Genomic DNA, 21,816 nt, shown 5'->3' with positions numbered 1-21,816 from the left:
CGAATTTAACGCTGTCTAGTAGCGTTATTTCGGCGGACTGCCCGCGGCTGCGAATTTAACGCTGTCTAGTAGCGTTATTTCGGCGGACTGCCCGCGGCTGCGAATTTAACGCTGTCTGATGGCGTTATTTCGGCGGACTGCCCGCGGCTGCGGATTTAACGCTGTCTGATGACGTTATTTCGGCGGATTGCCCGCGGCTGCGGATTTAGCGCTGTCTGATGGCGTTATTTCGGTCGCAGCTCCCTCGCTATGTTTTCATCCCGATGCTCTGGCCGTACGTCACCTCGAAATTCGCCCCGAGCGGCACCATCTCGTACAGATAGCGGCCGATGAGCGCCTTCTCGATGTCCGTGACCGTGATCGTCGTCCGGACGTCGAAGTAGATCGTCCCTTTGATCGGATCGTATCGGCTGTACGTCAGCACGCCCGACATGAACAACCCGTTGATCACGTTCACGATGCCGCTAATGTCCAACGTGCGGTTCATCGCGGCTTGGTGAATCCGGTCCGGGAGCTCGAACACCTCGGGCACGTTGTCGTCTTTCAGCAACGGATATTCTTTCACGGTGAAGCACACGTACGACGTCAAATACCCGGACGCGAACTGCTTCAGCTCCGTCTTCTCCTCGTCGGTCAGCCGCAGTTCCTCGTTCCAAGCATAGATCGTGGCGGCGTTCCTTCCGCGCGTGTGAATGCGCACATACCGAATGTGCGGGTATCTCGACTTAATCAATTGTTCGGATAATAACCGGGTACCCACATCGATCACTCCAATCATCGAAGTAAATAAGTTAATGATTGCGCTTTCACAGTTGTGGTATCCTTATCATACTATGCGGGCGGCCGCCTATAAAGAGCAGTCAAGCCTATAAGTTAACCAATTCTTTTGTAAGATTGTGTTGTAAAATGACATTCTGACATCATGAAGGTTACGGGGAGGCTATCGTACATGAGTAAAATCGGTTTGCCGCTGCTCATCTTGGCGATGGGAGCGCTCTACATCTGGTTCATCCCATCGGATCCGGAGGCGGTCAAGCTTCTGTTCAAGCTCGTCCCGATGGCGTTGATCCTACTCTACGCCTATACGGGAATCGTCGCGCGCGGACGCCCGGAACGATCCCAATGGCTCGCGCTTACCGGCTTGTTCTTCTGCATGATCGGCGACGGCACGCTCCGCTGGTTCGTGGTCGGACTGTCGATGTTCCTGATCGGCCATCTGTTCTACATAGCCGCATTCTTCCGCCACCGGCAGTTCACGAAGCTGCGCACGGCTACGATCGTGCCGATCGCGCTCTACGCCGGCTACTTCGGCTGGCAGCTCGTCGACGCGCTGCGCCAGGACGGCGACACCGCGTTGATCGCGCCCGTCCTGCTGTACGTGACGGTCATCGGCCTCATGGCTTGGACGGCGATTCTCTCGGGCAACCGATACGCCATCACCGGCAGCATGCTGTTCCTGGCATCGGACACGATCCTGTCGTGGAATATGTTCGTCTCGGACATCTCGCACTCCGGCGTATGGATCATGACGACGTACTACGGCGCGCAATTCCTGATCGCGAGCAGCCTGGGGACGATGCGAACGAGGGCGAACTTGTCGATCTTTGGCGGCAGCAAGGGACCGAAGTTGAAGTCGGTATAGATCGTCGCTTAGAATAAGGTAAAAATAGCGTTACGAGGAGAGAACCGGCATGTCCAATCGACCATCGAACGATGAATATAGCACTTTCGCCGAGCAGTACGTGAAGTTGGTTCCCGAGGGAGACATTCAAGAGATACTGGCCCGGTTGCTTACGGAGACGACCGCGTTATTCTCGGCCCTCTCGGAAGACCGGGCGGAGTACCGTTACGCGCCGGGCAAGTGGAGTCTCAAGCAAGTGCTCGGACACCTTGCCGACAACGAACGGATCATGAGCTACCGGTTGCTCAGAATCGCCAGGGGAGACCGCACGCCGCTTGCCGGGTACGACGAGAACGCGCTCATGAGCGGCGCCTCGTTCGACGACTTCCCGCTGTCCGTTACCTTGGAAGACTACGCGACGGCGCGACGCGCCACGCTCGCGTTACTGCGCGGCCTCCCGGACGAGGCATGGAAGCGGATCGGCCTCGTTAACGAACGCGAATCCAGCGCCAGAGCTTGGGCTTATATCATCGCCGGTCACGAGATGCATCACTTGAACGTCGTCAGAGAGAGATATCTGAACGAATAAAAGTTAACATTCAAAAACAAGGCCATCCCGTCAATTGGGATGGCCTTGCGTTCGATTAGCGGTAAGAAACGTTTTCCACGATCGGACCTTCAAGCCGAGCGGATAGCCGGGCCGTCGTCCCGATCGCGCGGGATGGCTTCTCGGATAATGATTGCGATACCGGCTACCCGTCTCAGCTCGGCCGTTCGATCTCGAACTGCTCGCCGAGCTTCGCGTACGCGTTGCCGGCGAGCCGACTGACCGGCTTCAGCGCGTCGGCATCGATGTAGCCGTTGTTGTAGACGGCCGGATCGAAGTGGTAATGGACGATGCGAGCGATGAGCAGGTCGGTCGAAGGAGTACCGCCTTCGGCGCCGCCGAGCGGAATCGCTTGCTCGAGCACGCACTCCATGCGGATACGCGCTTCCGCGATGCCCGGCACGGAGACCTTCGCGCTCGCGACCGGCGTCAAGCCCGCCAGAGCCACTTCGCTCTCCTCTGGCGGGAGGGAAGCCGCCGTCTCATTGATCTGCGCGATATACGTCTCGTCCGAGATATGCACGACGAGCTGTCCGGTCTCGATCGCGTTGCGCGCCGTGTCCTTCGGGACGCCGTTCTTGCGCTGGACGGCGATAGAGAGCAAAGGCGGATTCGACGACACGATATTGAAGTAACTGTAAGGCGCGGCGTTGACTACACCTCCGGACGACAACGTCGTCACGAAGGCGATGGGACGCGGGATGACGCTGCCGATGAGCAGCTTGTAATTCTCGCGGTCGGTCAAGCTCGCTGGATCTATCGATTGCATGGGCTATGCCTCCTTAAGCTTGGAACAGGTGGGCGAACCAGACGGCCGCGGCATCCGCCTCGGTTCCCGTCAAACGGTGGCCATGGCGTTCCCAGTGAACGCTAACCTCCGCGCCCGCTTCCCGAAGCAGCCCCGCCAACTCCTCCGTCTCGCTCGCCGCGCAGATCGGATCGTTCTCGCCCGCGGCGATGAATACCGGCGTCCCCGACAAGTCCGGCAGTTGGAGCCCGCGAAGCGGCACCATCGGATGGTGCAGAATCGCGCCCTTCAGCGCGTCCGCGTAGTGGAACAACAAGCTGCCCGCGATGTTCGCGCCGTTGGAATAGCCGACCGCCACGAGATTGCTCCGGTCGAAGCCGTACTGCACGGCCGCCGAATCCAAGAATTCGTACAGCTCCTTCGTGCGGAAGATCAGGTCCGCTTCGTCGAACACCCCTTCGGCCAGTCGCCGGAAGAAGCGCGGCATGCCGTTCTCGAGTACGTTGCCCCTGACGCTGAGCACGGATGACTTCGGCGAGATGAGGGCGGCCAGCGGCAGCAGATCGTTCTCCGTGCCGCCGGTGCCGTGGAACAGGACGAGCGTCGGAGCGCCCGGATCCGTCCCTTGCACGAATTTGTGTGTCATCGTCATTGTTTATCCGCCTCCAGTACGCGTACTTCGATCGGGTCCAATCCGGCCGTGATCGCTTCGCGGTGCTCTTCGAACCAAGCCGGCAGCATCAGCTTCTCGCCCATCGTCTCGGCCGGTTCGTCGCGAGCGAAGCCCGGAGGATCGGTCGCGATCTCGAACAGGATGCCGCCGGGTTCGCGGAAGTAGATGGCGTTGAAGTATTGGCGGTCGATGACCGGCGTCGGATGTTGCCCATTCGCTTCGGCGCGTTCGCGGTACGCGACGTGGTCGACGTCGTCTTTCGCGCGCCATGCGATATGGTGCACCGTACCCGACCCGCCGATGCCGTTGCCGACAGGCTCTAGCAGAATGTCGATGCGGTCGCCCAAGTTGCCCGTTGCTCTGTAACGTCTGTACTTGCCGTCGTTACGCTCGAGCTCGAACCCGAGCACCTGCTCCAGCACTTGGCCGGTGCGGTCGGCCGCGGCGCTGAACAGTACCGCTCCGCCGAACCCTTTGATCGCCTTGACCGCCGGCACGCCGCCGAACGTCCACTCGCTCGCCGGTCCTTCTTCGCGAGCGACGATCTCGACTCTCAGGCCGTCCGGATCTTCGAATTGCAAGTACTGCTCGCCGAACCGTTCGGTCTGCTTGAAGTCGATGTCGAACTTCGCAAGGCGCTCCTGCCAGAATTCGAACGCGTCCGTAGGTACCACGTAAGTCGTGATGCCGACTTGACCGCTACCGACGCGGCCGTGGCGCGAGCCCTTCCAAGGGAAGAACGTGATGACCGTGCCCGGGCTTCCGCCTTCGTTGCCGAAGTACAGGTGGTACACTTCCGGCGCGTCGAAGTTGATCGTTTTTTTCACGAGCCGAAGCCCTAAGAATCCGGAGTAGAAGTCGACCGTGCGCTGCGCGTCTTGCACGAACGCGGTGACGTGGTGGATGCCTGCGGTGCGTTGTTCTTGTTGTTGGGTTGTCATTTGGACCACTCCTCTTGGGCGAATTTGCCCGCTTTTTTAAGTAAACCGCTCATTAGCGCCTTCTCTTCTTCCGTCAGTACGTCGAGCACGCGATCGATGACTTCGGCGTGATTGGGGAAAGCTTCAGACATGAACCTCGCGCCATCCTCGGTAATTTCCGCGTAGATGAGGCGGCGATCTTCCGTCGATGCGTTGCGCCTGACGAGCTGCTTCTGTTCGAGCTTATCGATGACGTAGGTGATATTGCCGCTGCTCATGAGCACCTTGCCGCCGATCTGCTGCAGCGGTTGCGGCCCCTTGTGGTGCAGCAGCTCCAGCACGCCGAATTCGGTTCGGTTCAGGCCGTGCAGCTTAATGTCGCGATCCGCGTGCGCGTTGATCCATTGGCTTGCCCGGTTCAGCGCGATATATAGATCGAGCGACGCTTCGATTCGATCGTTCAAGGGCATCAGCTCCTTTGCGGTTATCGTCGTCTTCGCTTTGTATATCTCAATTTCGAATATCTTAACTTTAAGATAAATGATTGGCGAGCAAATGTCAACACCCTCCGGAAAATAGTGCGGGTATCGTTTAGTCTCCGTTTATATTGTCCCGCCGAGGCGCCGCGCAATCACTGTTACGTAGGGAACACACTGGAATTCCTGCTATCGGGGGTACAACGAGTTAGTCGAGATCCCCGGCTTTACCCGGGATGTCCCCTCCGCATCCCGCCGACTTGCGATGCGGTGCCCGACTGTTCGATAATAATGAATATCGCGATTCGTTGCACTCATGCACCTCAATAACGATCGGAGGCTATGCCGACTATGTCAGACACGACCGAGAATACCGCTAACGACTCCTATACACCCGCGCCGAAGCGTCTTCGCGACGTTCCGCTATCCGTCCTCGACCTTGCGCCGATCGTGACCGGCAGCACGGCGTCCGAGGCGCTGCGCAATACGCTCGAGCTGGCGCAACTCGCCGAGGAGCTAGGCTACCATCGCTACTGGCTCGCCGAGCATCATAACATGCCGGGCATCGCGAGCTCCGCGACGTCGATCGTCATCGGCCACGTCGCCGCCGGCACGAAAACGATCCGCGTTGGCTCCGGCGGCATCATGCTGCCGAACCACGCGCCGCTCGTCATCGCCGAGCAATTCGGCACGCTCGAATCGCTCTTTCCCGGACGCATCGATCTCGGGCTCGGCCGCGCGCCCGGCTCTGACCAACCGGCTGCCCGCGCGCTGCGCCGCGGCCTGACGAGCGACGGGCAGAACTTCCCCGAGCAGCTCGCCGAGCTGCGCGAGTACTTCCACCCGCCGGAGGAAGCGATCTCCGCGCCGGGCAACGTGCGCGCCATCCCCGGAGAAGGTCTAGACATTCCGATCTGGCTGCTCGGCTCCAGCGGCTTCAGCGCGCAGCTGGCCGCCCAGCTCGGCTTGCCGTTCGCTTTCGCGAGCCATTTCGCGCCGGACTACTTGCTCCCCGCGCTCGACGCGTACCGGAACGGCTTCCAACCTTCAGAAGCACTGGATAAGCCGCATGCCATGGTTGGCATGAACGCGATCGTCGCCGATACCGATGAAGAAGCCCAGCGGCTAGCGACGTCGCTATACCAGACGTTCCTGAACATCATCCGCGGTCGAACGGGCAAGCTCCTTCCGCCCGTGGCGACGATGGACGGCTTATGGAACCCGCAAGAACAATTTTACATTCAGAATATGCTGCGATATACCGCGATCGGAAGTCCCGACACGGTCCGCGCTCGCATGCAACGCATCATCGAAGAGACGCAAGCCGACGAGCTCATCGTCGCCGCCCAAGTCTACGATCACCAAGCCCGGCTCCGTTCCTACCGGCTGCTGGCCGAACTCGCTCGATAAAAAGGAGATGCACCCGATGCTGCAAGAAGAACTCATCCGCCGACTGACGACCTATGTCAAGATCGATACCCAATCCGACGAGAGCGTGGATACATGCCCGACGACGCCCGGCCAGCTCGTACTCGCCCGCCTGCTCGTAGACGAGCTGAAGGACATCGGCATGCAGGACGTGACGATCGACGAGAACGGATACGTCATGGCGACGCTGCCGGCCAACACAGACAAGGCGAACGTGACGACGATCGGCTTCCTCGCCCACGTCGACACGGCGACCGATATGACCGGCGCGAACGTGAATCCGCAGCTTGTGCGCGACTATGACGGCCAAGACATCGTGCTTAATGCCTCCGATAACGTCGTGCTATCGCCGAAGGACTTCCCCGCGCTGTCCGGCTACGTCGGACATACGCTCGTTACGACTGACGGCACGACGCTGCTCGGCGCCGACAATAAAGCCGGCATCGCGGAGATCATGACCGCGATGAACTACCTCATCCGCAACCCGGACATCAAGCACGGCAAGATTCGCGTCGCCTTCACCCCGGACGAAGAGATCGGCCGCGGCGCGCACCGGTTCGACGTCGCGGCGTTCGGCGCCGAATACGCGTACACGATGGACGGCGGCCCCCTCGGCGAGCTCGAGTACGAGAGCTTCAACGCCGCCGCGGCGCGCATTACGATTCGCGGCAAGAACGTCCATCCCGGCACCGCCAAGGACAAGATGATCAACGCTGCCAAGATCGGCATGGCGCTGAACGCCAAGCTACCCGCGGCCGAAGCGCCCGAGTCGACGGAGAACTATGAAGGCTTCTTCCATCTGATCTCGTTCAACGCTACCGTCGAGGAGGCGAAGCTTCATTACATTATCCGCGACCACGACCGCGACCTGTTCAACGCGCGCAAGGAGCTGATGGTCGCGATCGTCGAAGAGCTGCAGCAACGGTACGGCCAAGACTGCGTCACTCTCGAGCTCAAAGACCAATACTACAACATGCGCGAGAAAATCGAGCCCGTGCGCCACATCGTCGACATCGCCCACGACGCCATGACGAGCCTCGGCATCGCGCCGATCGTCAAGCCGATCCGCGGCGGCACCGACGGCTCGCAGCTGTCGTTCAAGGGCTTGCCGACGCCTAACATCTTCACCGGCGGCGAGAACTATCACGGCCGCTACGAATTCGTCTCCGTCGACAACATGGAGAAGGCCGTGCAGGTTATCGTCGAGATCGCCCGCCGCTTCGAGCAGCAAGCGTAATCGCAGGACAGACGCAAGAAAGCCCGATCCGAATGCGGATCGGGCTTTTGCTTATCGTTATGCCGTCGGTTCGTGCCGGTAACGCTCGAGCGACACCCGGCCGCCTTCGGCAACGGTGACGCCTTCCTGTTCCAAGGTTACCTGCTGCATGTATCGGCCTTCCCCTTCCGGAAGGGCGATCTCGCCTTTGGCGTTCACGACGCGATGCCAAGGCAGTCCTTGCGACGCGCTCATCGCATGCAGAATCCGCACCACCTGCCGCGCCCCTCGCGGGCTTCCGGCCTCCGCCGCGATCTGTCCGTACGTCATCACGTACCCTTCGGGAATGCCCTTAATGACTTCCACTACGCGCGCCGTAAAAGGCTGCATCGTCCGTCCCCCTATCTCCCCGTTGCCCCGTTCATGCTAGCAAATGCACGTTGTCTTCTTCTCGCCCAGCTTCCCGACCGCTTCGACCTTCTCGATATATTCCGCGGCCAGCGGCACTTTGCACGCCGTCTGTCCCATGTTAACGTCGACTTTGCCGATTCGCTTCGCGACGGCGACCGCTTCTTCGTGCAAGGCGGTTACCGATGCGCCGACCATGATAACGAAGCCGTTCATCGTATAACGGACGCGATTCCGTTCCTCGTGGATCGTACGCTAGACCTGCTTGAGCAGAGAGCGAATCTCCTCCAGATCAAGCGCCTCGTCCGGCGTCACCGAGATGTAATTCGCGTACGTGCTCCATCCGCACGTCGCGATCATCTCTTCCGGCGACAGGATCCACTCCCTCGCCAGCTCTAGCGCATAAGGACTTTCGGCGGCGACTCCCGCGACCGTGTATTCGGCCGCCATATACCAATAGGCGGCTTGCACCCATCGCCTCAGCGTCTCTATGTCCATCGACTTCGGATCCACCGTCAGCCCGGCCAAGTACATCGCGTCGCTATTGCCCGTCTCGAACAGCTCCCGCGCCAGCGCCTTATCCTTCTTGACGTCTTTGACCAGCTTCTTCAGATCGCCGATCTTCACGCCGAAGATCGGCTCCATCGCGCCGTGCCTCATGAACATCGTCTTCGTCTGTTCCGTCCCCAGGCTCGCCAGCTTGTCCATTACTTCGGCCAATGCCGTCATGATCGCTCTCCCCCTATTTCAGCAGCTTTTGCCCCAGCGGCGTTAACATCCCCTCTAATTCCCCGATCGGAAGCTCCAGCTCCACGTGATCTCCCATCACGTGCGGAACATTGAAGCTTACGCCGAGAGCGTCCTTCGTCACATAGCTGAACGGCTCGCCTTCATGGCCCAGATCCGCGTCCCCGAACATGGCCAACCAGCCCGATTCGTCGTTCTGCTCGTCCAGGTACCTTCTGGCCGCTTGCTCCGCGGAATCGGGATCCGAGTCCTTCGGCTTCGCTTGCCTCAGCTTCTGCACGAATGCCCCATCGATCGTAACCAAGTCATGCAACGCCAACGCCTTCCCGGCGTTCAAGTCGATATTCGACGCGTAGAAGTGATTCGTCGGATGAGCCGCACCCTCGACGTTGCCCATTCCGGTGTAAATAACGCTCAGCAATCCCGCCGGACGCAGCTCCGCGGCATAATCGACATCAAGCGTCACTTCTCCCTCGGCCCCTTCATAGTACCGTGCGCCTTCCAACGCTCTCCCGCGTAGCGTCTCGTTAATCGCCTGCTGCTTGCCCTTGTCCGGCATACCCTCCAACTGCGGGTAGTCGATCTCGATCTTGCCGTCGCGATACGTATTCGCGACGAGCTTCGCTTTTTCCTTCGCGGGCGCGACCGCCGGCAGTGCTTCGGAAGCGCTCCCGCAAGCGGACAGCATTATGAGGACCAGCGCAATCGCGCCGATCGATGTAACTTTTCCCACTCGTTAAACCCCCGATTTTAATCAATATCAATCTTATCGGAATCATTTGTCGACGAACAAAGACGTATGGTAAGATCTTCCTATGTTTTCAATTATCGAAAGGTGGCAATACAACGTGGAAGCTATCGCAGCCTTACATCGCAGAAACAGACTTCTCGTGAACATTATCTGGGGAATGCTCGTCCTCGGCCTGATCGTGGACATGCTGACGGGAGCGCCGACAAGCTCGATCATCGTGCTGCTCGTCGTCGGATCGTTCGCTTGCGGGGTGACGACGTTCTTGTACGTCAAACGCTTATGGCCTACCTACATTATGTACATCATCTCCTCCATCGTCACGGTCCTCACCTTGCTGCTGATCATGACCGGACCGGTCATTACGACCTACTCCCTTGTGTATGTTAACTTGGCGATCATGACCTTATACGGCAGCTCGCGAGCGATTGCTTTCTCAGGTACGCTGGGGCTCGCTCTCACGATCGGCTTATTCCTGAGTACCTATAACAAGGAATTGTTCGGCGACAACGATCCGTTCACGATGGTGCTCTACTTGCTCATGATCGCCGTGCCGCTCTACGCTTCCGCGAAGTTCAGCGAACGTCTCCAGAACGACGTCGTCGCCCAACGGGAACAGGCCGTCTCCGAGAAGAACCGCGCCCAGGCGATCGTCGACAGAGTGTCCGGCTCTCTGACGGTGCTGAACGAGTTCAGCGACAATCTGAAAACGAACATTACGTCTACCGGCGCGATCTCCAAGAACGTGACCGCCGCGTTCGTCGAGGTTACGGCGAGCATCGAGACGCAGACGTCGAGCATTACCGATATTAGCGGCTCCGTGCAGCGCATCGAGCAGGAGGTATCTTCGCTCGCCGCCCGCTCCGCCGAGATGCGCTCGCTATCCGAGAACTCCGTGCAGCATTCCCGTCTCGGCAGCGAGGAAGCGCTTCTTCTCGAGAATCAGATGGGCCAAGTGAACGCGGCGATCGACGCATCCGCCGAGCTCATGAGCCAGCTGAACGAGCAGAATTCGCGGATCGGCGGCATCGTCGCGACGATCAAGCATATTTCCACGCAGACGAACTTGCTAGCGCTCAACGCGGCGATCGAAGCGGCGCGTGCCGGAGAGCACGGCAAAGGGTTCTCCGTCGTCTCGCACGAAATCCGCAAGCTCGCGGAGACATCGCAGCAATCGACGGAGCAGATCGAACGCATTCTCGGCACGATCAGCGCGAAGACGGCCGCCGCGGCCGAGCAGATCGTCCAAGGTCAACGTACCGTCGCGGTAAGCAGCCAGGCCGCCCAGTCGGTCATCGCCGCGATGCGCTCGGTCGCGAGCGATTCGGGAAGCGTCGAGCAACAGTCCGCTCACGTCGATCGCTCCGCCGACGACCTGCGGCGGCAATACGCCAAGATGACCGATCAGATCGTGACGATCGCGAGCATTACGGAGCAGAACATGGCGCAGGTGCAAGAGATGGCCGCCAGCATGACGACGCAGGATACGCGCATCCGGCAGATCGCGGACAGCTTCCTGCAGTTGGACAAGCTCGCCGCCGACCTGAAGCGAATGACGACAGCGTAACCAACCCCGGACGCGTAAAGGCACCTCGACGGTCAATCGACCGCATGAGGTGCCTTTCGTTGTTCTCAACCGATCTGCAGAATGTCCCGGATCTCCTGCTCCGACAGCGTGGAGAGCGCCTCCTGCCCGGGCTGGACCACTTCCTCGATCAACAGCTTCTTCCGTTGCTGCAGCGCGTACATCTTGTCCTCGACCGTGTCGCGGGTGACGAGCTTGATCACTTGCACGACGTTCTTCTGCCCGATCCGGTGCGCGCGGTCGGCGGCTTGCTGCTCGACCGCCGGATTCCACCACAGGTCGTATAGAATGACCGTGTCCGCCCCCGTCAGGTTCAGCCCCGTTCCGCCCGCCTTCAGCGAGATGAGGAACAGCTCGCGTTCCCCGCCGTTGAACCGGTTGCACAGCTCGAGCCGCTCCGCGGAAGGCGTGCTGCCGTCCAGGTAGAAGTACGGCACGCCTCGGTCGCTCAGCGCCTTGCCGATCATGCCGAGCATCTGCGTGAACTGGGAGAAGACGAGCGCCCGCTTGCCCGCGCCGCGGCATTCCTCCACGATCTCCAGCAGTTGCTCGAACTTGGCCGATCCGCCCGCGTAGTCCTGCACGAACAGCGCGGGATGGCAGCAGAGCTGGCGAAGCCGGGTAAGACCGGCGAGAATCTCGATGCGGTGCTTCTGGAATCCGTCGTCGCTCAGATGCTTGAGCGTCACCTTCTGCAGCTTCGCCAAGTAGGAGAGGTACAGCTTCTTCTGCTCCGGCAGCAGGTCGGACGCCTGCAGCGTCTCGATCTTCTCCGGAAGCTCCGTCAGCACGTCCCTTTTCAGCCTGCGCAGCAGGAACGGCTTGACCCGCTTCGCCACCGCTGCGCGCGACAGCTCCGCGAACGCCTTCTTCCCTTGGAACAGCTCGGGGAACACCGCGTCGTAGATCGACCGCAGCTCGTCGATCCAATTCTCGACCGGCGTGCCGGTGAGCGCGAACCGGTGCTTCGCCCGCAGCTCCTTCACCGCTTGCGCCGTCTGCGTCGCGTCGTTCTTGAACGCCTGCGCCTCGTCGAGGATCAGCGTATGGAACGATTGCTCGGAGTAGGCGTCCACGTCTCGCCGCAGCAACGGATACGAAGTAATGAGGACATCGGTGCCCTCCAACTGCGCCAGCGCGTTCTCGCGTTCGGTCTTGCTGCCGTCGGCGATGATCGCCCGGATCTCCGGCGCGAACTTGCGAAGCTCGCTATGCCAGTTGTAGAGCAAGGAAGCCGGACATACGATGATCGCGGGCAGCCCTTGCGCCCGGATCTCCGGAAGGACGGATACAAGATACGTAATGCTCTGCAGCGTCTTGCCGAGCCCCATATCGTCGGCGAGAATGCCGCCGAACCGGTAGTGGGCGAGCGTGCGCAGCCATTGGTAGCCGAACTTCTGATATTCGCGAAGCACGGGCGCCAGTTGTTCCGGCACCGGAAAATCGAGATTGTCCGGATTGCGGAGGTTATCGAGCAGCTCCCTGAACTTCTTGCCGAGCTTCACCGCGTCGCCGGGCTGCTCGCGATCGATCAGGTGCAGGGCGCGCGCAGGCGGAAGCTTGAATAGGTTGCCAGTCATATCGAGCTTGCGGACGGTCGCGCCCATCTCGTCGATGAAGCTGCCGATCTCTTGGAACGCCGCCGTATCGAGCGGAACGAGCGATCCGCTACGCAGCCGGTGATACTTGCGCTTCTCCTCGACCGAACGGAGCAGCTCCTTGATCTCCTCCGGCGGATAGCCGTCGAGCTCGAACCGGCAATCCAGCCAGTCGGTCTTCTCGTCGAATTCGACGCGAATTCGAGGCGGCGCGTTCGGCACGAAGATCCGCGTCTTCACCGCGGACGTCGCGTACACTTGCAACAGCAGCTCGAGCTGCGGAACGACTTGATAGAGGAAGTCGTACTCGGCTTCCTCCTCGTCCATGAAGTACCCGCTCTCGGTCCGCACGAACGGACTCGCCTCCATGAGGGCGAGAATCTGCCCTTCGCGCTCCAAGTCCCGAATCAGAATGCGGCCTTCCATCGGCTTGCGGTCGTTCTCTTCGAGCGGATTGATAAGGACGTCGTCGTACTGGAATTCGAGCCCCGCGAGCAGCCGGTCGCGCACGCGGTCCAAGTACAGCCGAGCTTTCAGCGGCGTTCGCACGATCCGTTCTGCGACGGCCGGAGCGACGTTCACTTCCCCGAGCTTCGATAGGCCGGGGATGACCCGCTCCATGAACGGCTCCATCTGGGTCTTCGGAATGCGAATCCGCTGCCTGCGCGAAGACTCGATGAGCTGCTTCAGCTCGGACAGCCGCTTGCCCTGCTCCGCGGCAAGCCGAATCAGCTTGCCCTCGTGCAGCGCGACGCCGTAGGCTTCCATCACCGTCAGCTCGTCCAAGCCATTCACCTCGAGCCGGTAGCCCTCTTCGCCGGACCCGGACGCTTCTTCTTCCGCGTCGAACGCGAAGCGAAGCGGCAATGGCTGTCGGGACACGCTGATTCCCGCGTACGTCTCCGTCCCGACTTCGAGCTGCGCGGAAGGCGCCTGTTCCAATAGCGGAAGCAGCGTCTCCCATGCCGCAGGGGGAACGAGCAGCATTCGGTCGCCGCTCATTCCGCTCGCGCCCGAATACAAGGCGTTCATTGTCTCGCGCACCATCCGCTCGTTGCGATAGATAAGAATGAGCTGCGCGAGAATGGCATCGTTCGTTCCCTCGAACCGGTGCGCTTCCGGCTCGTACGAGAAGTTCTTCGTGAACGCGTGCGTCTCCCGCCGGTCGATCCGGTCGAGGAACTCGCGGATCTTCTGCACGATATACAGACGCTTCGGACCGACCTTCAGCTCGATGCCGAACATGAACTTACGGAAGCCGTAAGGGAACGGCTTCACCGTGAATTCGACGTCCAACAGTTCCCGGGCGTCGAATATCGTCCGGGCCGCTCTCGTCCGCTGCGGGCGATCGTCCGCGCCGAACAATCCCATTAACCCGTCCATCACCTGCTGATCGCCCTGCACGAAGCCCCCCTCCGGGCGAAGCCCGTGGGCATAGCGGGCGGCGAGCTGGCTCGCGCTGTTCGCCGCCCCTCGCGCGCTGCCGGGTCCCGTCCCGTGCAGCAAGCTTGGCGCGTACGCGCGCACCGGCGCTCGGCCCGCGTGCTGGATATCGTGTATATTCAGCAGCACGGCGGCAATATGCTTGCAGTAGTTGCTATAGTTCAAGAACGCGGGGCACTCGCACCGCGCGCTAACGTCGCCGTTCTCGGCGATCTCGACGCCGACGCCGTAGTCGACGTTGCCGTGCACGGTCGCCTCGAAGCGAGCCCCTTCCGCGTCGTATGCGCCGAACGTCACCTTGCGCGCGCGATGATAGGTCTCGCCGCGTTCGTAGGCGAACGGGCCGCATAGCAGCTTGATGACTCGCTGGGTCAATTGAAAGCTCATGCTTGGGTCCATCCTTCCATGCTAGTCCGGCGTCAACGGCTGACCGGACTCTCCCGGCGAACCGTAATCGTCGGATACGTAAGCGTTCGCGAAGCGCTCTGCCCATTCCGGCTTCGCGGCGCCGTCGAACCACTTGACCATAACGACCGTTTCCCGCGGCTTCAACGACATCGTCCAGATGGGCTCTCCGCTCGGCGCATCGTCGACGTAAGCGTAGAGCAACAGCTTATCGTCCGTCCGCAGGAGCACGTAATTCCTCTTGTCGGATAAGAAAGTATCTCGCACGTTCGCCCGCGTAATCGCTATGGCTGTCCAATTCGGCGTCTCTTCGATCGGCTGGATCTTCGAGAGCAGCTGCGCGGGTAACGCAACGGTCGCGTACATCGACGCGGGGTAATCGAACAGTCCGACGACCTTCGGCGTCCATAGGCGCCCTTCCCGTTCGACGATCCAATTGTCTCCGAGCGGCCTGGCCAAGCCAAGACCCTGCTCCTCTTCCATCGCTTCGCCGGCCGCCTCGTCGGTATAAGGCTCGGACAGCTCGTCACCGAGCGCTTCCTGCATGCGCAGATGCGCATCGTCGTCCCACCGGGTCGCGAACCTGTCGTAGCGCGGCCCGCCGCGTCCGACTTGTTCGAACGTCTTCACCCAAGCCGATTGGCTATAGGCATAACCGTTCCCTGCCCAGTAGGACGCTCCGGCCTGCAAGCTTACCATGTCGTCGCCGACATAGGTGAGCCGCTCGGACATGACGATGCTCTCGTTCGGATCGTCCCGGATCGCGATCGCCCGCGGCGCATCCGGCAGCGCGCGACCGACGACGTATTCGATCGTATCGGTCGCGGTTCGTTGCCGGACGGGTCCGAAAGCCCACAGCTCCGCTGCGTCCTCGGACTTCGGCGTCAAGATGACCCTTTCGAACGGACGCTCGCGCAGTCCTTCGCCGTCATTGGATATCCATATAGTCCGATAAGCGCCGGGCGATGTGAGCGGATCGTCCGTCTCGTCCGCGCGGAGACCGATCAACAAGCCGGTATCGGTACCGAGCGCCGCAGCAGCGATCGATCCGCCCGCAACGGGCGCTGCCGTCGCGGACGGCGACGGAACCGGAGTCGGAACGGGAGCCGTCGAGGGCGGACGAGATGCATCCGCGTCATATCGGTCCGACTCGCTAGCTTCGCATGCGCATAGCGACAAAGCCAGCGTTCCGAGCGCGATCCATCCCGCCGTTCGTCTTCTCCCGTTCACCCCGACCGCCTCCGTCTTCTTACAGGCTGCTCTCCAGAATCGCCTTCACGTCGTCCTTGTCCAGCTTCTTGAACGAGCCGATCTTCCCGTAGCGGACGGCTTCCTCGGCCATGCGGTCGATCTGGTCGCCGCCGATCCCGAGCTCTCCGAGCGTCGCCGGCGCGCCGATGCGCGTGAAGTACGCGCGGGTCGCCTCGATGCCGGCGAGCGCGATCTCGTCGTCGGACTTGCCTGCCTGGTCTACGCCCCATACGCGCGTCGCGTATTGAACGAACCGGGATACGTTCTCCTTATACACGTGCTTCATCCAGTTCGGGAAAATAATCGCCAATCCCGCGCCGTGCGCGATATCGTAGATGGCGCTCACCTCGTGCTCGATGCCGTGCGTCGCCCAGTCGGATACGATGCCCGTCGGCAGCGTGCCGTTCAGCGCGTAAGTGCCGGCGAGCAGCAGGTTCGCGCGCGCCTCATAGTCGGAGCCGTTCTCGAGCGCCTTCTCCCCGTTCTCGATAACGGTAAGCAAGATGGACTCCGCGAACCGCGACTGCAGCGGAATGTCGGCCGTGTGCGTGAAATATTGCTCGAACACGTGGGACATGATGTCGACGATGCCGTTCACCGTCTGGTCGCGCGGCACCGAGAACGTCAGCTTCGGATCGAGAATCGAGAACTTCGGATAGACGAGCTTGCTGCCGAGGCCGCGCTTGAGCTTGTTATCCCAGTCGGAGATGACCGAGTTGCCGTTCATCTCGGAGCCGGTCGCCGCGAGCGTCAGCACCGTGCCGAGCGGCAGCGCCGCTTGGATGGACGCCTTGCCTATCGTAAAGTCCCATACGCTGCCTTCGTACAGCGCGCCGGCCGCGATCGCCTTCGCCGCGTCGAGCACGCTGCCGCCGCCGACCGCGAGCACGAACTCGACGTTCTCCTCGCGGCAGATCGCGATGCCTTTGTTCACCGTCGACAGGCGAGGGTTCGGCTCGATGCCGGACAGCTCGTAGACGGTGGCGTCGATCGATCGCAGCTGGGCGATTACTTCGTCGTATAGACCGGAGCGCTTGATGCTGCCTCCCCCGTAGACGAGCAGGATGCGCTTACCGTATGGTTTCGCGAGCTCGCCGAGTTTCTCGACTTTGCCCGCGCCGAAGACGAGCTTCGTCGGATTGTACAATTCGAATGCGTTCATGGGATAACCTCCTAAGGGTCGAATACGTATAGTGTACCATTTTCGCATCGCGGGTGCGTAAGTCGTCGTGGGAATCGGTTTCTCTCGGATGCGCGGTCGTTCGGGTTCGTGTATGATAGGACCCATAGCGCAGGGACGAAGAGAGGCAGGAGGGTTAGGCAATGGCGGCGACGGATTCGTACTCTTGGGCCGAAGGGATGATCGTGCTAGACCGAACTGCCGATATGGACGGGGAAGCCTTAGACGCGTTCGCGATCGACGAGCTGCTGGGCAGGCGCGTCGGCGAAGGCGCGGCGCCGGTCTGCCACCTGTGGCGGCATCCGCGCGCCTTAATCATGGGGGCGAAGGACGGCCGGCTGCCGGGCGCGCCCGAAGCGGTACGGCTGTTGATGGACGCCGGCTACGAGGCGATCGTGCGAGGCTCGGGCGGCGCGGCCGTTCCGCTCGATGCGGGCGTCGTGAACGTGTCGCTCGTCATGCCGCTGGCGGGCGCTTTCGCTTTCGGCTTCCGCGACGACTTCGCGCGCATGGCGGATCTGATCAAGCGGGCGATGGCCGGCTACGGGCTGACCGTTCGCCACGGCGAGGTCGAAGGGTCCTACTGCCCGGGCGATTACGACCTGCACATCGACGGATTCAAGTTCTGCGGCATTGCCCAGCGGCGCCAGGTGAAGGCGATGATCGTCTCGGCGTTCGTCAACGTCGCCGGCTCGGGAGACGCTCGCGCCGCGCAGGTGCGGGCGTTCTACGACATCGCGGGCGTCGGCGCGGAGCCCAGGTCGTACCCGGACGTCGTCGCGGGGCGCGTGACGAGCTTGGAGGAGCGCGGGTTCGCTGCCGAAGATGCTGGTGCTGAGGTGGATGGCGCTGTTGCAGCCGGAGATGTCAATGCGGAAGCGAGTGCGCATGGGCTTGTCTCCGCCTTCGTCGCGGCGATCGTCGGCACGCTGCGCCGGTGGCAGACGAAGCTTGGCCCAGCGGAAGGCGCGGCGTCCACGGCGAATGCGGGCACGCTCGCGCTCCCCGATCCGCGCGATATCGCGGAGATGCGAGAGAAGCTGGCGGTTCGATATATGCTGCCTCACTCGGCGCGGTAGACGTATTTTGGAACAAACCAGCTAGCTGTACGGTAAGCGACAAGGGCCGGATCTCCCTATGCGGGGGCATCCGGCCCTTCTCTATCGTCTATTAACCAAACATCCAATCCTCTCGTCCGATGCGATCATAGAGTAGAGCGAGGAGGTGTTGACATGCCTGTCATTAGCCAGACTTACCCTCGCTTGACCGCTTACTCCGAGGAGAACTTCCAAGGACGCACCGGCATCTATCGCGGCAACCTCGGCATCGCGAATCTCGATTCGAGGATCGGCGGCATCGAGAGCTTGCGGTTCTACTCCACGAACAGCAACGCCACGCTTGTCTTGTTCAGCCGCACGGGCTTCAGAGGAGCTTACCGGATCTATCGGAGCAACGTGGGTCTTCGCGATCTGGAAGACCTGGTCAGCGGAGAAGACGCGGAATCGCTGATCTCCACGAACGCCAACCTGACGAACGCGCAGATCCAAGCGATTCGTTCGAGCGGCCGGTTGCCGAGCGGATACAGACGGTTGTGATTCGGATGCGCCGCATTGCGACTCGATTCGCTGCGAATTAGCGCCATGCGGTAACGTTAATCCGGCGCATTCCGATCATCCGGCGAAATAGCGCCATGTGATAACGCTAATCCGACGCTTCCCGATCATCCGGCGAAATAGCGCCATGCGATAACGCTAATTCGACGCATCCCGCTCATCCGGCGAAATAGCGCCATGCGGTAACGTTAATCCGACGCATTCCCGCCAACCAGCCAATAATGACACAAGGGCATCCCGCCTCGGGATGCCCTTCGCATTGCCATCTGGATGTTACCCCAGCACGATCCGGTCATCGGACAGCTGCTGGCCGCTGATGCGCTCGAACTCGCCGAGCAACTGCGGCACGGTCAGGCCGGCCTTGCGCTCCTGCGGGATATCGAGGATGATGCGGCCTTTGTCCATCATGATGAGCCGGTTGCCGAGACGGATCGCCTGCTCCATGTTGTGCGTGACCATGAGCGTCGTCAGCCGCATCTCGCGGACGAGTTCTTCCGTCAGCCGAGTGATGAGCTCGGCGCGCGCCGGGTCGAGAGCGGCCGTATGCTCGTCGAGGAGCAGAATCTGCGGCTTCGTGAACGTCGACATGAGCAGGCTGAGCGCCTGGCGCTCGCCGCCGGACAGCATGCCGACCTTCGCGTGCATCCGGTTCTCGAGGCCGATGCCGAGCCGTTGCAGTTGCTCGCGAAAAATCACGCGGCGCCTCGCGGTCGCGCCCCAGCCGAAGCCGCGGCGCTGCCCGCGCTTGTACGCCATCGTCAAGTTCTCCTCGATCGACATGCCCGGCGCCGTGCCCGCCATCGGATCCTGGAAGACGCGGCCGATCCAACGGCTGCGCGAGTGCTCCGGCAAATGCTGGATCGCTTCGCCGACGATTCGGACTTCGCCGACGTCCGGCTTCATGACGCCCGAGATAATGTTCATAAGCGTCGACTTGCCTGCGCCGTTGCTCCCGATGACCGTCACGAAGTCGCCCTCGTTCATTTGCAGGTTCGCGTTCATGAGCGCGATTTTCTCGTTCGGTGTCCCGGGGTTGAACAGCTTGGATATGTTCGTCAATGTGAGCATATTACGCGCCCCCCCCTTTGCCGGCCGATTGCCCTAGCAGCTCCAGCGTCCGCTTGCGAGCGACGCTCTTCTGCTTCATCGCGCGGCGCACTTGCGGGATGACGAGCGCGATGATGACGAGCACCGCGGTAATGAGCTTCAAGTCGGACGCGTCGAACCATTCGATGCGAAGCGCCAGCGCGTAGACGACGCGGTAGACGATCGAGCCGACGATAACCGCCAGCGTCGCGATCCAGACGCGCCGCATGCCGAAGATCGCCTCGCCGATAATGACGGATGCCAGCCCGATGACGATCATGCCGACGCCCATGTTCACGTCCGTATAACCGCCGTGCTGCGCGAGCATGGCGCCGGACAATGCGACGAGACCGTTCGACAGGCCGATGCCGAGAATTTTCGTCCGGTCCGTGTTCGAGCCGAAGCTGCGGATCATCCGGGCGTTATCGCCCGTCGCGCGCAACGCGAGGCCGAGATCCGTGTGCAGGAACATGTCCAGCAGCAGCTTGAGGAGCAGCACCGCCACCCCCGCGACCGCGATGTACACCCAGATGTTCTCGTCCATCAGAGGAGAAACGACCGTATCGATGTTAAGCAGCGAGACGTAAGGAGCGCCCATGATGCGAATATTGATGGAATAGAGCGCGATCATCATCAGAATGCCCGCGAGCAAGCCGTTGATTTTCCCCTTCGTGTGGAGCAAGCCCGTACAGATGCCCGCGAGGACGCCGCCCGCGCAGCCGGCCAGCGTCGCGAGATACGGATTATAGCCGCTGGAGATCATCGTCGCGCAGATCGCGCCGCCCGTAACGAAGCTGCCGTCCACGGTCAGATCGGGGAAGTCGAGAATGCGGAACGTGATGTATACCCCTAGCGCCATCAGCGCGTAGAGAAGGCCGAGCACGATCGCGCCGTAGATGGATTCAAGCATGAATGAGCCCCCTATACGAAAAAATTGGAGCGGACGACAGGAACGTCCACCCCAACCTTCGTTATTGGATAATATTGTTGTCCTTATCCTGCACTTTATCCTTCATCGCGTCCGTCACCGTAATGCCTTGCGCGGCAGCCGCCTTCAGGTTCAGGATGAAGTCCAGCTTGTCCGGCAGCGATACCGCCATGTCCCCAGGCTTCTTGCCGTCCTTCAAGATCTCGACGGCCATCTGGCCGACTTGGTAGCCGTGGTCGTAATACTTGAAGCCGACCGTCGCGAAAGCGCCCTTCTCTACCGTATCCCGGTCAGCCGAGAAGAACGGAATCTTGTTGTCGTTCGCCACTTGGATGATCGAATCGACCGCGCTTACGACCGTGTTGTCGAGCGTGATATAGATCGCGTCCGCGCGTCCGACGAGCGATTCCGCGGCTTGCTTCACTTCGGAGCTATTGGATGCCGCGGCCTTCACGAGCTTGATGCCGTGCGCCGTCAGCGCCTCTTCGGCTTTGTTCGTCATGATGACCGCATTCGGTTCGCCTTCGTTGATGACGACGCCGACCGACTTGACGTTCGGGAAGTTAGCCGCGATGAAGTCCATCAATTGCGTGATCGCTTCCGGATTCGTATCGGACGCGCCGGTAATGTTGCCGCCCGGCTTCTGCATGTCCGTGACGATCTTCGTGGCCAGCGGATCCGTTACCGCCGCGAACAGCACCGGCGTTTCCTTCACGTTCTGAGCGAGCGCGAGCGCGGAAGGCGTCGCGATGCCGAGCACGAGATCGTTCTTGTCGGCCGCGATCTTCTGCGCGATCGACAGGTTGTTCGCCGAGTCGCCTTGGGCGATGTTCACGTCGACTTTCAGGTTCTTGCCTTCCTCGAAGCCCGCGTCCTTAAGCGCGGCCAGGAAGCCGTCGCGCGTCGCGTCCAGCGACGGATGCTCGACGATCTGCGAGATCGCGATGTTGAAGTTTCCTTCGACGAGCGGAGCGGATGCCGATGCGGATGCCGTCGGCGCGGATGCGGACGGAGACGCTCCCGCGTTCGAATCTTTCTCGGGCTTGCTGCCGCAGCCGGCGATCGCAAGCAGCGCCGCTGTGGACAGCGCGAGTGTTGCTAGCAACTTTTTGTTCATGGTGACTTAACCCCTTCT

General features: G+C 61.1%; 20 protein-coding genes and 1 pseudogene. 7 read left to right on the top strand and 14 right to left on the bottom strand.

Going from position 1 to position 21,816, the window contains the following annotated elements; all coding sequences use genetic code 11:
• Window positions 1-247: 247 nt before the first annotated feature.
• Window positions 248-760, bottom strand: coding sequence for a hypothetical protein (locus ACFQZG_RS17425; protein WP_378154750.1), 513 nt, complete (start codon window positions 758-760; stop codon window positions 248-250).
• Between the two features lie 189 nt (window positions 761-949).
• Here ACFQZG_RS17425 and ACFQZG_RS17420 point away from each other — a divergent pair, with 189 nt between their 5' ends.
• Window positions 950-1,642: a lysoplasmalogenase gene (locus ACFQZG_RS17420; protein ID WP_378154748.1), complete on the top strand. Its 693-nt coding sequence runs from the start codon at window positions 950-952 to the stop codon at window positions 1,640-1,642.
• A 49-nt stretch (window positions 1,643-1,691) separates the two neighbouring features.
• Window positions 1,692-2,210: a DinB family protein gene (locus tag ACFQZG_RS17415; RefSeq protein WP_378154747.1), complete on the top strand. Its 519-nt coding sequence runs from the start codon at window positions 1,692-1,694 to the stop codon at window positions 2,208-2,210.
• Window positions 2,211-2,382: 172 nt separating this feature from the next.
• On the opposite strand, the gene ACFQZG_RS17410 is transcribed toward ACFQZG_RS17415, so the two are convergent.
• From ACFQZG_RS17410 to ACFQZG_RS17395, 4 genes are read right to left on the bottom strand one after another with little or no spacing between them, the layout of a single operon-like run.
• Window positions 2,383-2,997: a flavin reductase family protein gene (locus ACFQZG_RS17410; RefSeq protein ID WP_378154745.1), complete on the bottom strand. Its 615-nt coding sequence runs from the start codon at window positions 2,995-2,997 to the stop codon at window positions 2,383-2,385.
• A gap of 13 nt (window positions 2,998-3,010) precedes the next feature.
• A complete protein-coding gene (locus tag ACFQZG_RS17405) occupies window positions 3,011-3,622 on the bottom strand; it encodes an alpha/beta hydrolase (RefSeq protein ID WP_378154939.1) in 612 nt (203 codons plus the stop codon).
• A 2-nt stretch (window positions 3,623-3,624) separates the two neighbouring features.
• A complete protein-coding gene (locus ACFQZG_RS17400) occupies window positions 3,625-4,590 on the bottom strand; it encodes a ring-cleaving dioxygenase (protein WP_378154743.1) in 966 nt (321 codons plus the stop codon).
• A complete protein-coding gene (locus tag ACFQZG_RS17395) occupies window positions 4,587-5,033 on the bottom strand; it encodes a MarR family winged helix-turn-helix transcriptional regulator (RefSeq protein ID WP_378154741.1) in 447 nt (148 codons plus the stop codon). Before ACFQZG_RS17395 ends, ACFQZG_RS17400 begins: the two co-directional genes overlap by 4 nt.
• A gap of 363 nt (window positions 5,034-5,396) precedes the next feature.
• Here ACFQZG_RS17395 and ACFQZG_RS17390 point away from each other — a divergent pair, with 363 nt between their 5' ends.
• Together ACFQZG_RS17390 and pepT are read left to right on the top strand one after the other, a co-directional pair.
• On the top strand, window positions 5,397-6,455 hold the full coding sequence (locus ACFQZG_RS17390) for an LLM class flavin-dependent oxidoreductase (protein WP_378154739.1): 1,059 nt from the start codon (window positions 5,397-5,399) through the stop codon (window positions 6,453-6,455).
• Window positions 6,456-6,474: 19 nt separating this feature from the next.
• Window positions 6,475-7,710 (top strand): peptidase T, encoded by a 1,236-nt coding sequence (gene pepT / locus ACFQZG_RS17385; protein ID WP_378154937.1) that lies wholly within the window; start codon window positions 6,475-6,477, stop codon window positions 7,708-7,710.
• Between the two features lie 57 nt (window positions 7,711-7,767).
• Here the strand turns inward: pepT and ACFQZG_RS17380 are convergent, their stop codons facing one another.
• From ACFQZG_RS17380 to ACFQZG_RS17370, 3 genes and pseudogenes are all read right to left on the bottom strand, one after another.
• A complete protein-coding gene (locus tag ACFQZG_RS17380; RefSeq protein ID WP_378154737.1) occupies window positions 7,768-8,079 on the bottom strand; it encodes an MGMT family protein in 312 nt (103 codons plus the stop codon).
• Window positions 8,080-8,115: 36 nt separating this feature from the next.
• Window positions 8,116-8,826: pseudogene (locus ACFQZG_RS17375) on the bottom strand (DNA alkylation repair protein).
• Window positions 8,827-8,839: 13 nt separating this feature from the next.
• Window positions 8,840-9,577: a polysaccharide deacetylase family protein gene (locus tag ACFQZG_RS17370; protein WP_378154735.1), complete on the bottom strand. Its 738-nt coding sequence runs from the start codon at window positions 9,575-9,577 to the stop codon at window positions 8,840-8,842.
• A gap of 115 nt (window positions 9,578-9,692) precedes the next feature.
• Here ACFQZG_RS17370 and ACFQZG_RS17365 point away from each other — a divergent pair, with 115 nt between their 5' ends.
• Entirely contained in the window at window positions 9,693-11,159 is a 1,467-nt protein-coding gene (locus tag ACFQZG_RS17365) for a methyl-accepting chemotaxis protein (RefSeq protein WP_378154733.1), read from the top strand.
• Window positions 11,160-11,224: 65 nt separating this feature from the next.
• Here ACFQZG_RS17365 and ACFQZG_RS17360 read toward each other — a convergent pair whose 3' ends face one another.
• From ACFQZG_RS17360 to ACFQZG_RS17350, 3 genes are read right to left on the bottom strand one after another with little or no spacing between them, the layout of a single operon-like run.
• A complete protein-coding gene (locus ACFQZG_RS17360; RefSeq protein ID WP_378154731.1) occupies window positions 11,225-14,605 on the bottom strand; it encodes a DEAD/DEAH box helicase in 3,381 nt (1,126 codons plus the stop codon).
• A 21-nt stretch (window positions 14,606-14,626) separates the two neighbouring features.
• The gene (locus ACFQZG_RS17355; protein WP_378154729.1) at window positions 14,627-15,853 is read right to left on the bottom strand and encodes a hypothetical protein; all 1,227 of its coding nucleotides are present in this window, start codon (window positions 15,851-15,853) and stop codon (window positions 14,627-14,629) included.
• Between the two features lie 19 nt (window positions 15,854-15,872).
• Window positions 15,873-17,036: an iron-containing alcohol dehydrogenase gene (locus ACFQZG_RS17350; protein ID WP_378154727.1), complete on the bottom strand. Its 1,164-nt coding sequence runs from the start codon at window positions 17,034-17,036 to the stop codon at window positions 15,873-15,875.
• 161 nt (window positions 17,037-17,197) lie between these two features.
• Here ACFQZG_RS17350 and ACFQZG_RS17345 point away from each other — a divergent pair, with 161 nt between their 5' ends.
• Together ACFQZG_RS17345 and ACFQZG_RS17340 are read left to right on the top strand one after the other, a co-directional pair.
• Window positions 17,198-18,133, top strand: a complete 936-nt coding sequence (locus ACFQZG_RS17345; protein WP_378154725.1) for a lipoate--protein ligase family protein — start codon at window positions 17,198-17,200, stop codon at window positions 18,131-18,133.
• 153 nt (window positions 18,134-18,286) lie between these two features.
• The gene (locus ACFQZG_RS17340) at window positions 18,287-18,649 is read left to right on the top strand and encodes a hypothetical protein (RefSeq protein ID WP_378154723.1); all 363 of its coding nucleotides are present in this window, start codon (window positions 18,287-18,289) and stop codon (window positions 18,647-18,649) included.
• Between the two features lie 291 nt (window positions 18,650-18,940).
• Here the strand turns inward: ACFQZG_RS17340 and ACFQZG_RS17335 are convergent, their stop codons facing one another.
• The 3 genes from ACFQZG_RS17335 to ACFQZG_RS17325 form a co-directional block, all read right to left on the bottom strand.
• The gene (locus ACFQZG_RS17335) at window positions 18,941-19,735 is read right to left on the bottom strand and encodes an ABC transporter ATP-binding protein (RefSeq protein ID WP_378154722.1); all 795 of its coding nucleotides are present in this window, start codon (window positions 19,733-19,735) and stop codon (window positions 18,941-18,943) included.
• A 1-nt stretch (window position 19,736) separates the two neighbouring features.
• Complete coding sequence (locus tag ACFQZG_RS17330) at window positions 19,737-20,663, bottom strand: ABC transporter permease (RefSeq protein ID WP_378154720.1); 927 nt, start codon at window positions 20,661-20,663, stop codon at window positions 19,737-19,739.
• A gap of 61 nt (window positions 20,664-20,724) precedes the next feature.
• A complete protein-coding gene (locus ACFQZG_RS17325) occupies window positions 20,725-21,798 on the bottom strand; it encodes an ABC transporter substrate-binding protein (RefSeq protein WP_378154718.1) in 1,074 nt (357 codons plus the stop codon).
• Window positions 21,799-21,816: the final 18 nt, after the last annotated feature.

The sequence above is a fragment of the Cohnella sp. GCM10027633 genome (genome assembly GCF_042675445.1).
GTDB lineage: Bacteria > Bacillota > Bacilli > Paenibacillales > Paenibacillaceae > Cohnella.
The sequence above is the reverse complement of the archived record's forward strand: the minus strand, read 5'-3'. Positions and strand labels throughout refer to the sequence as shown.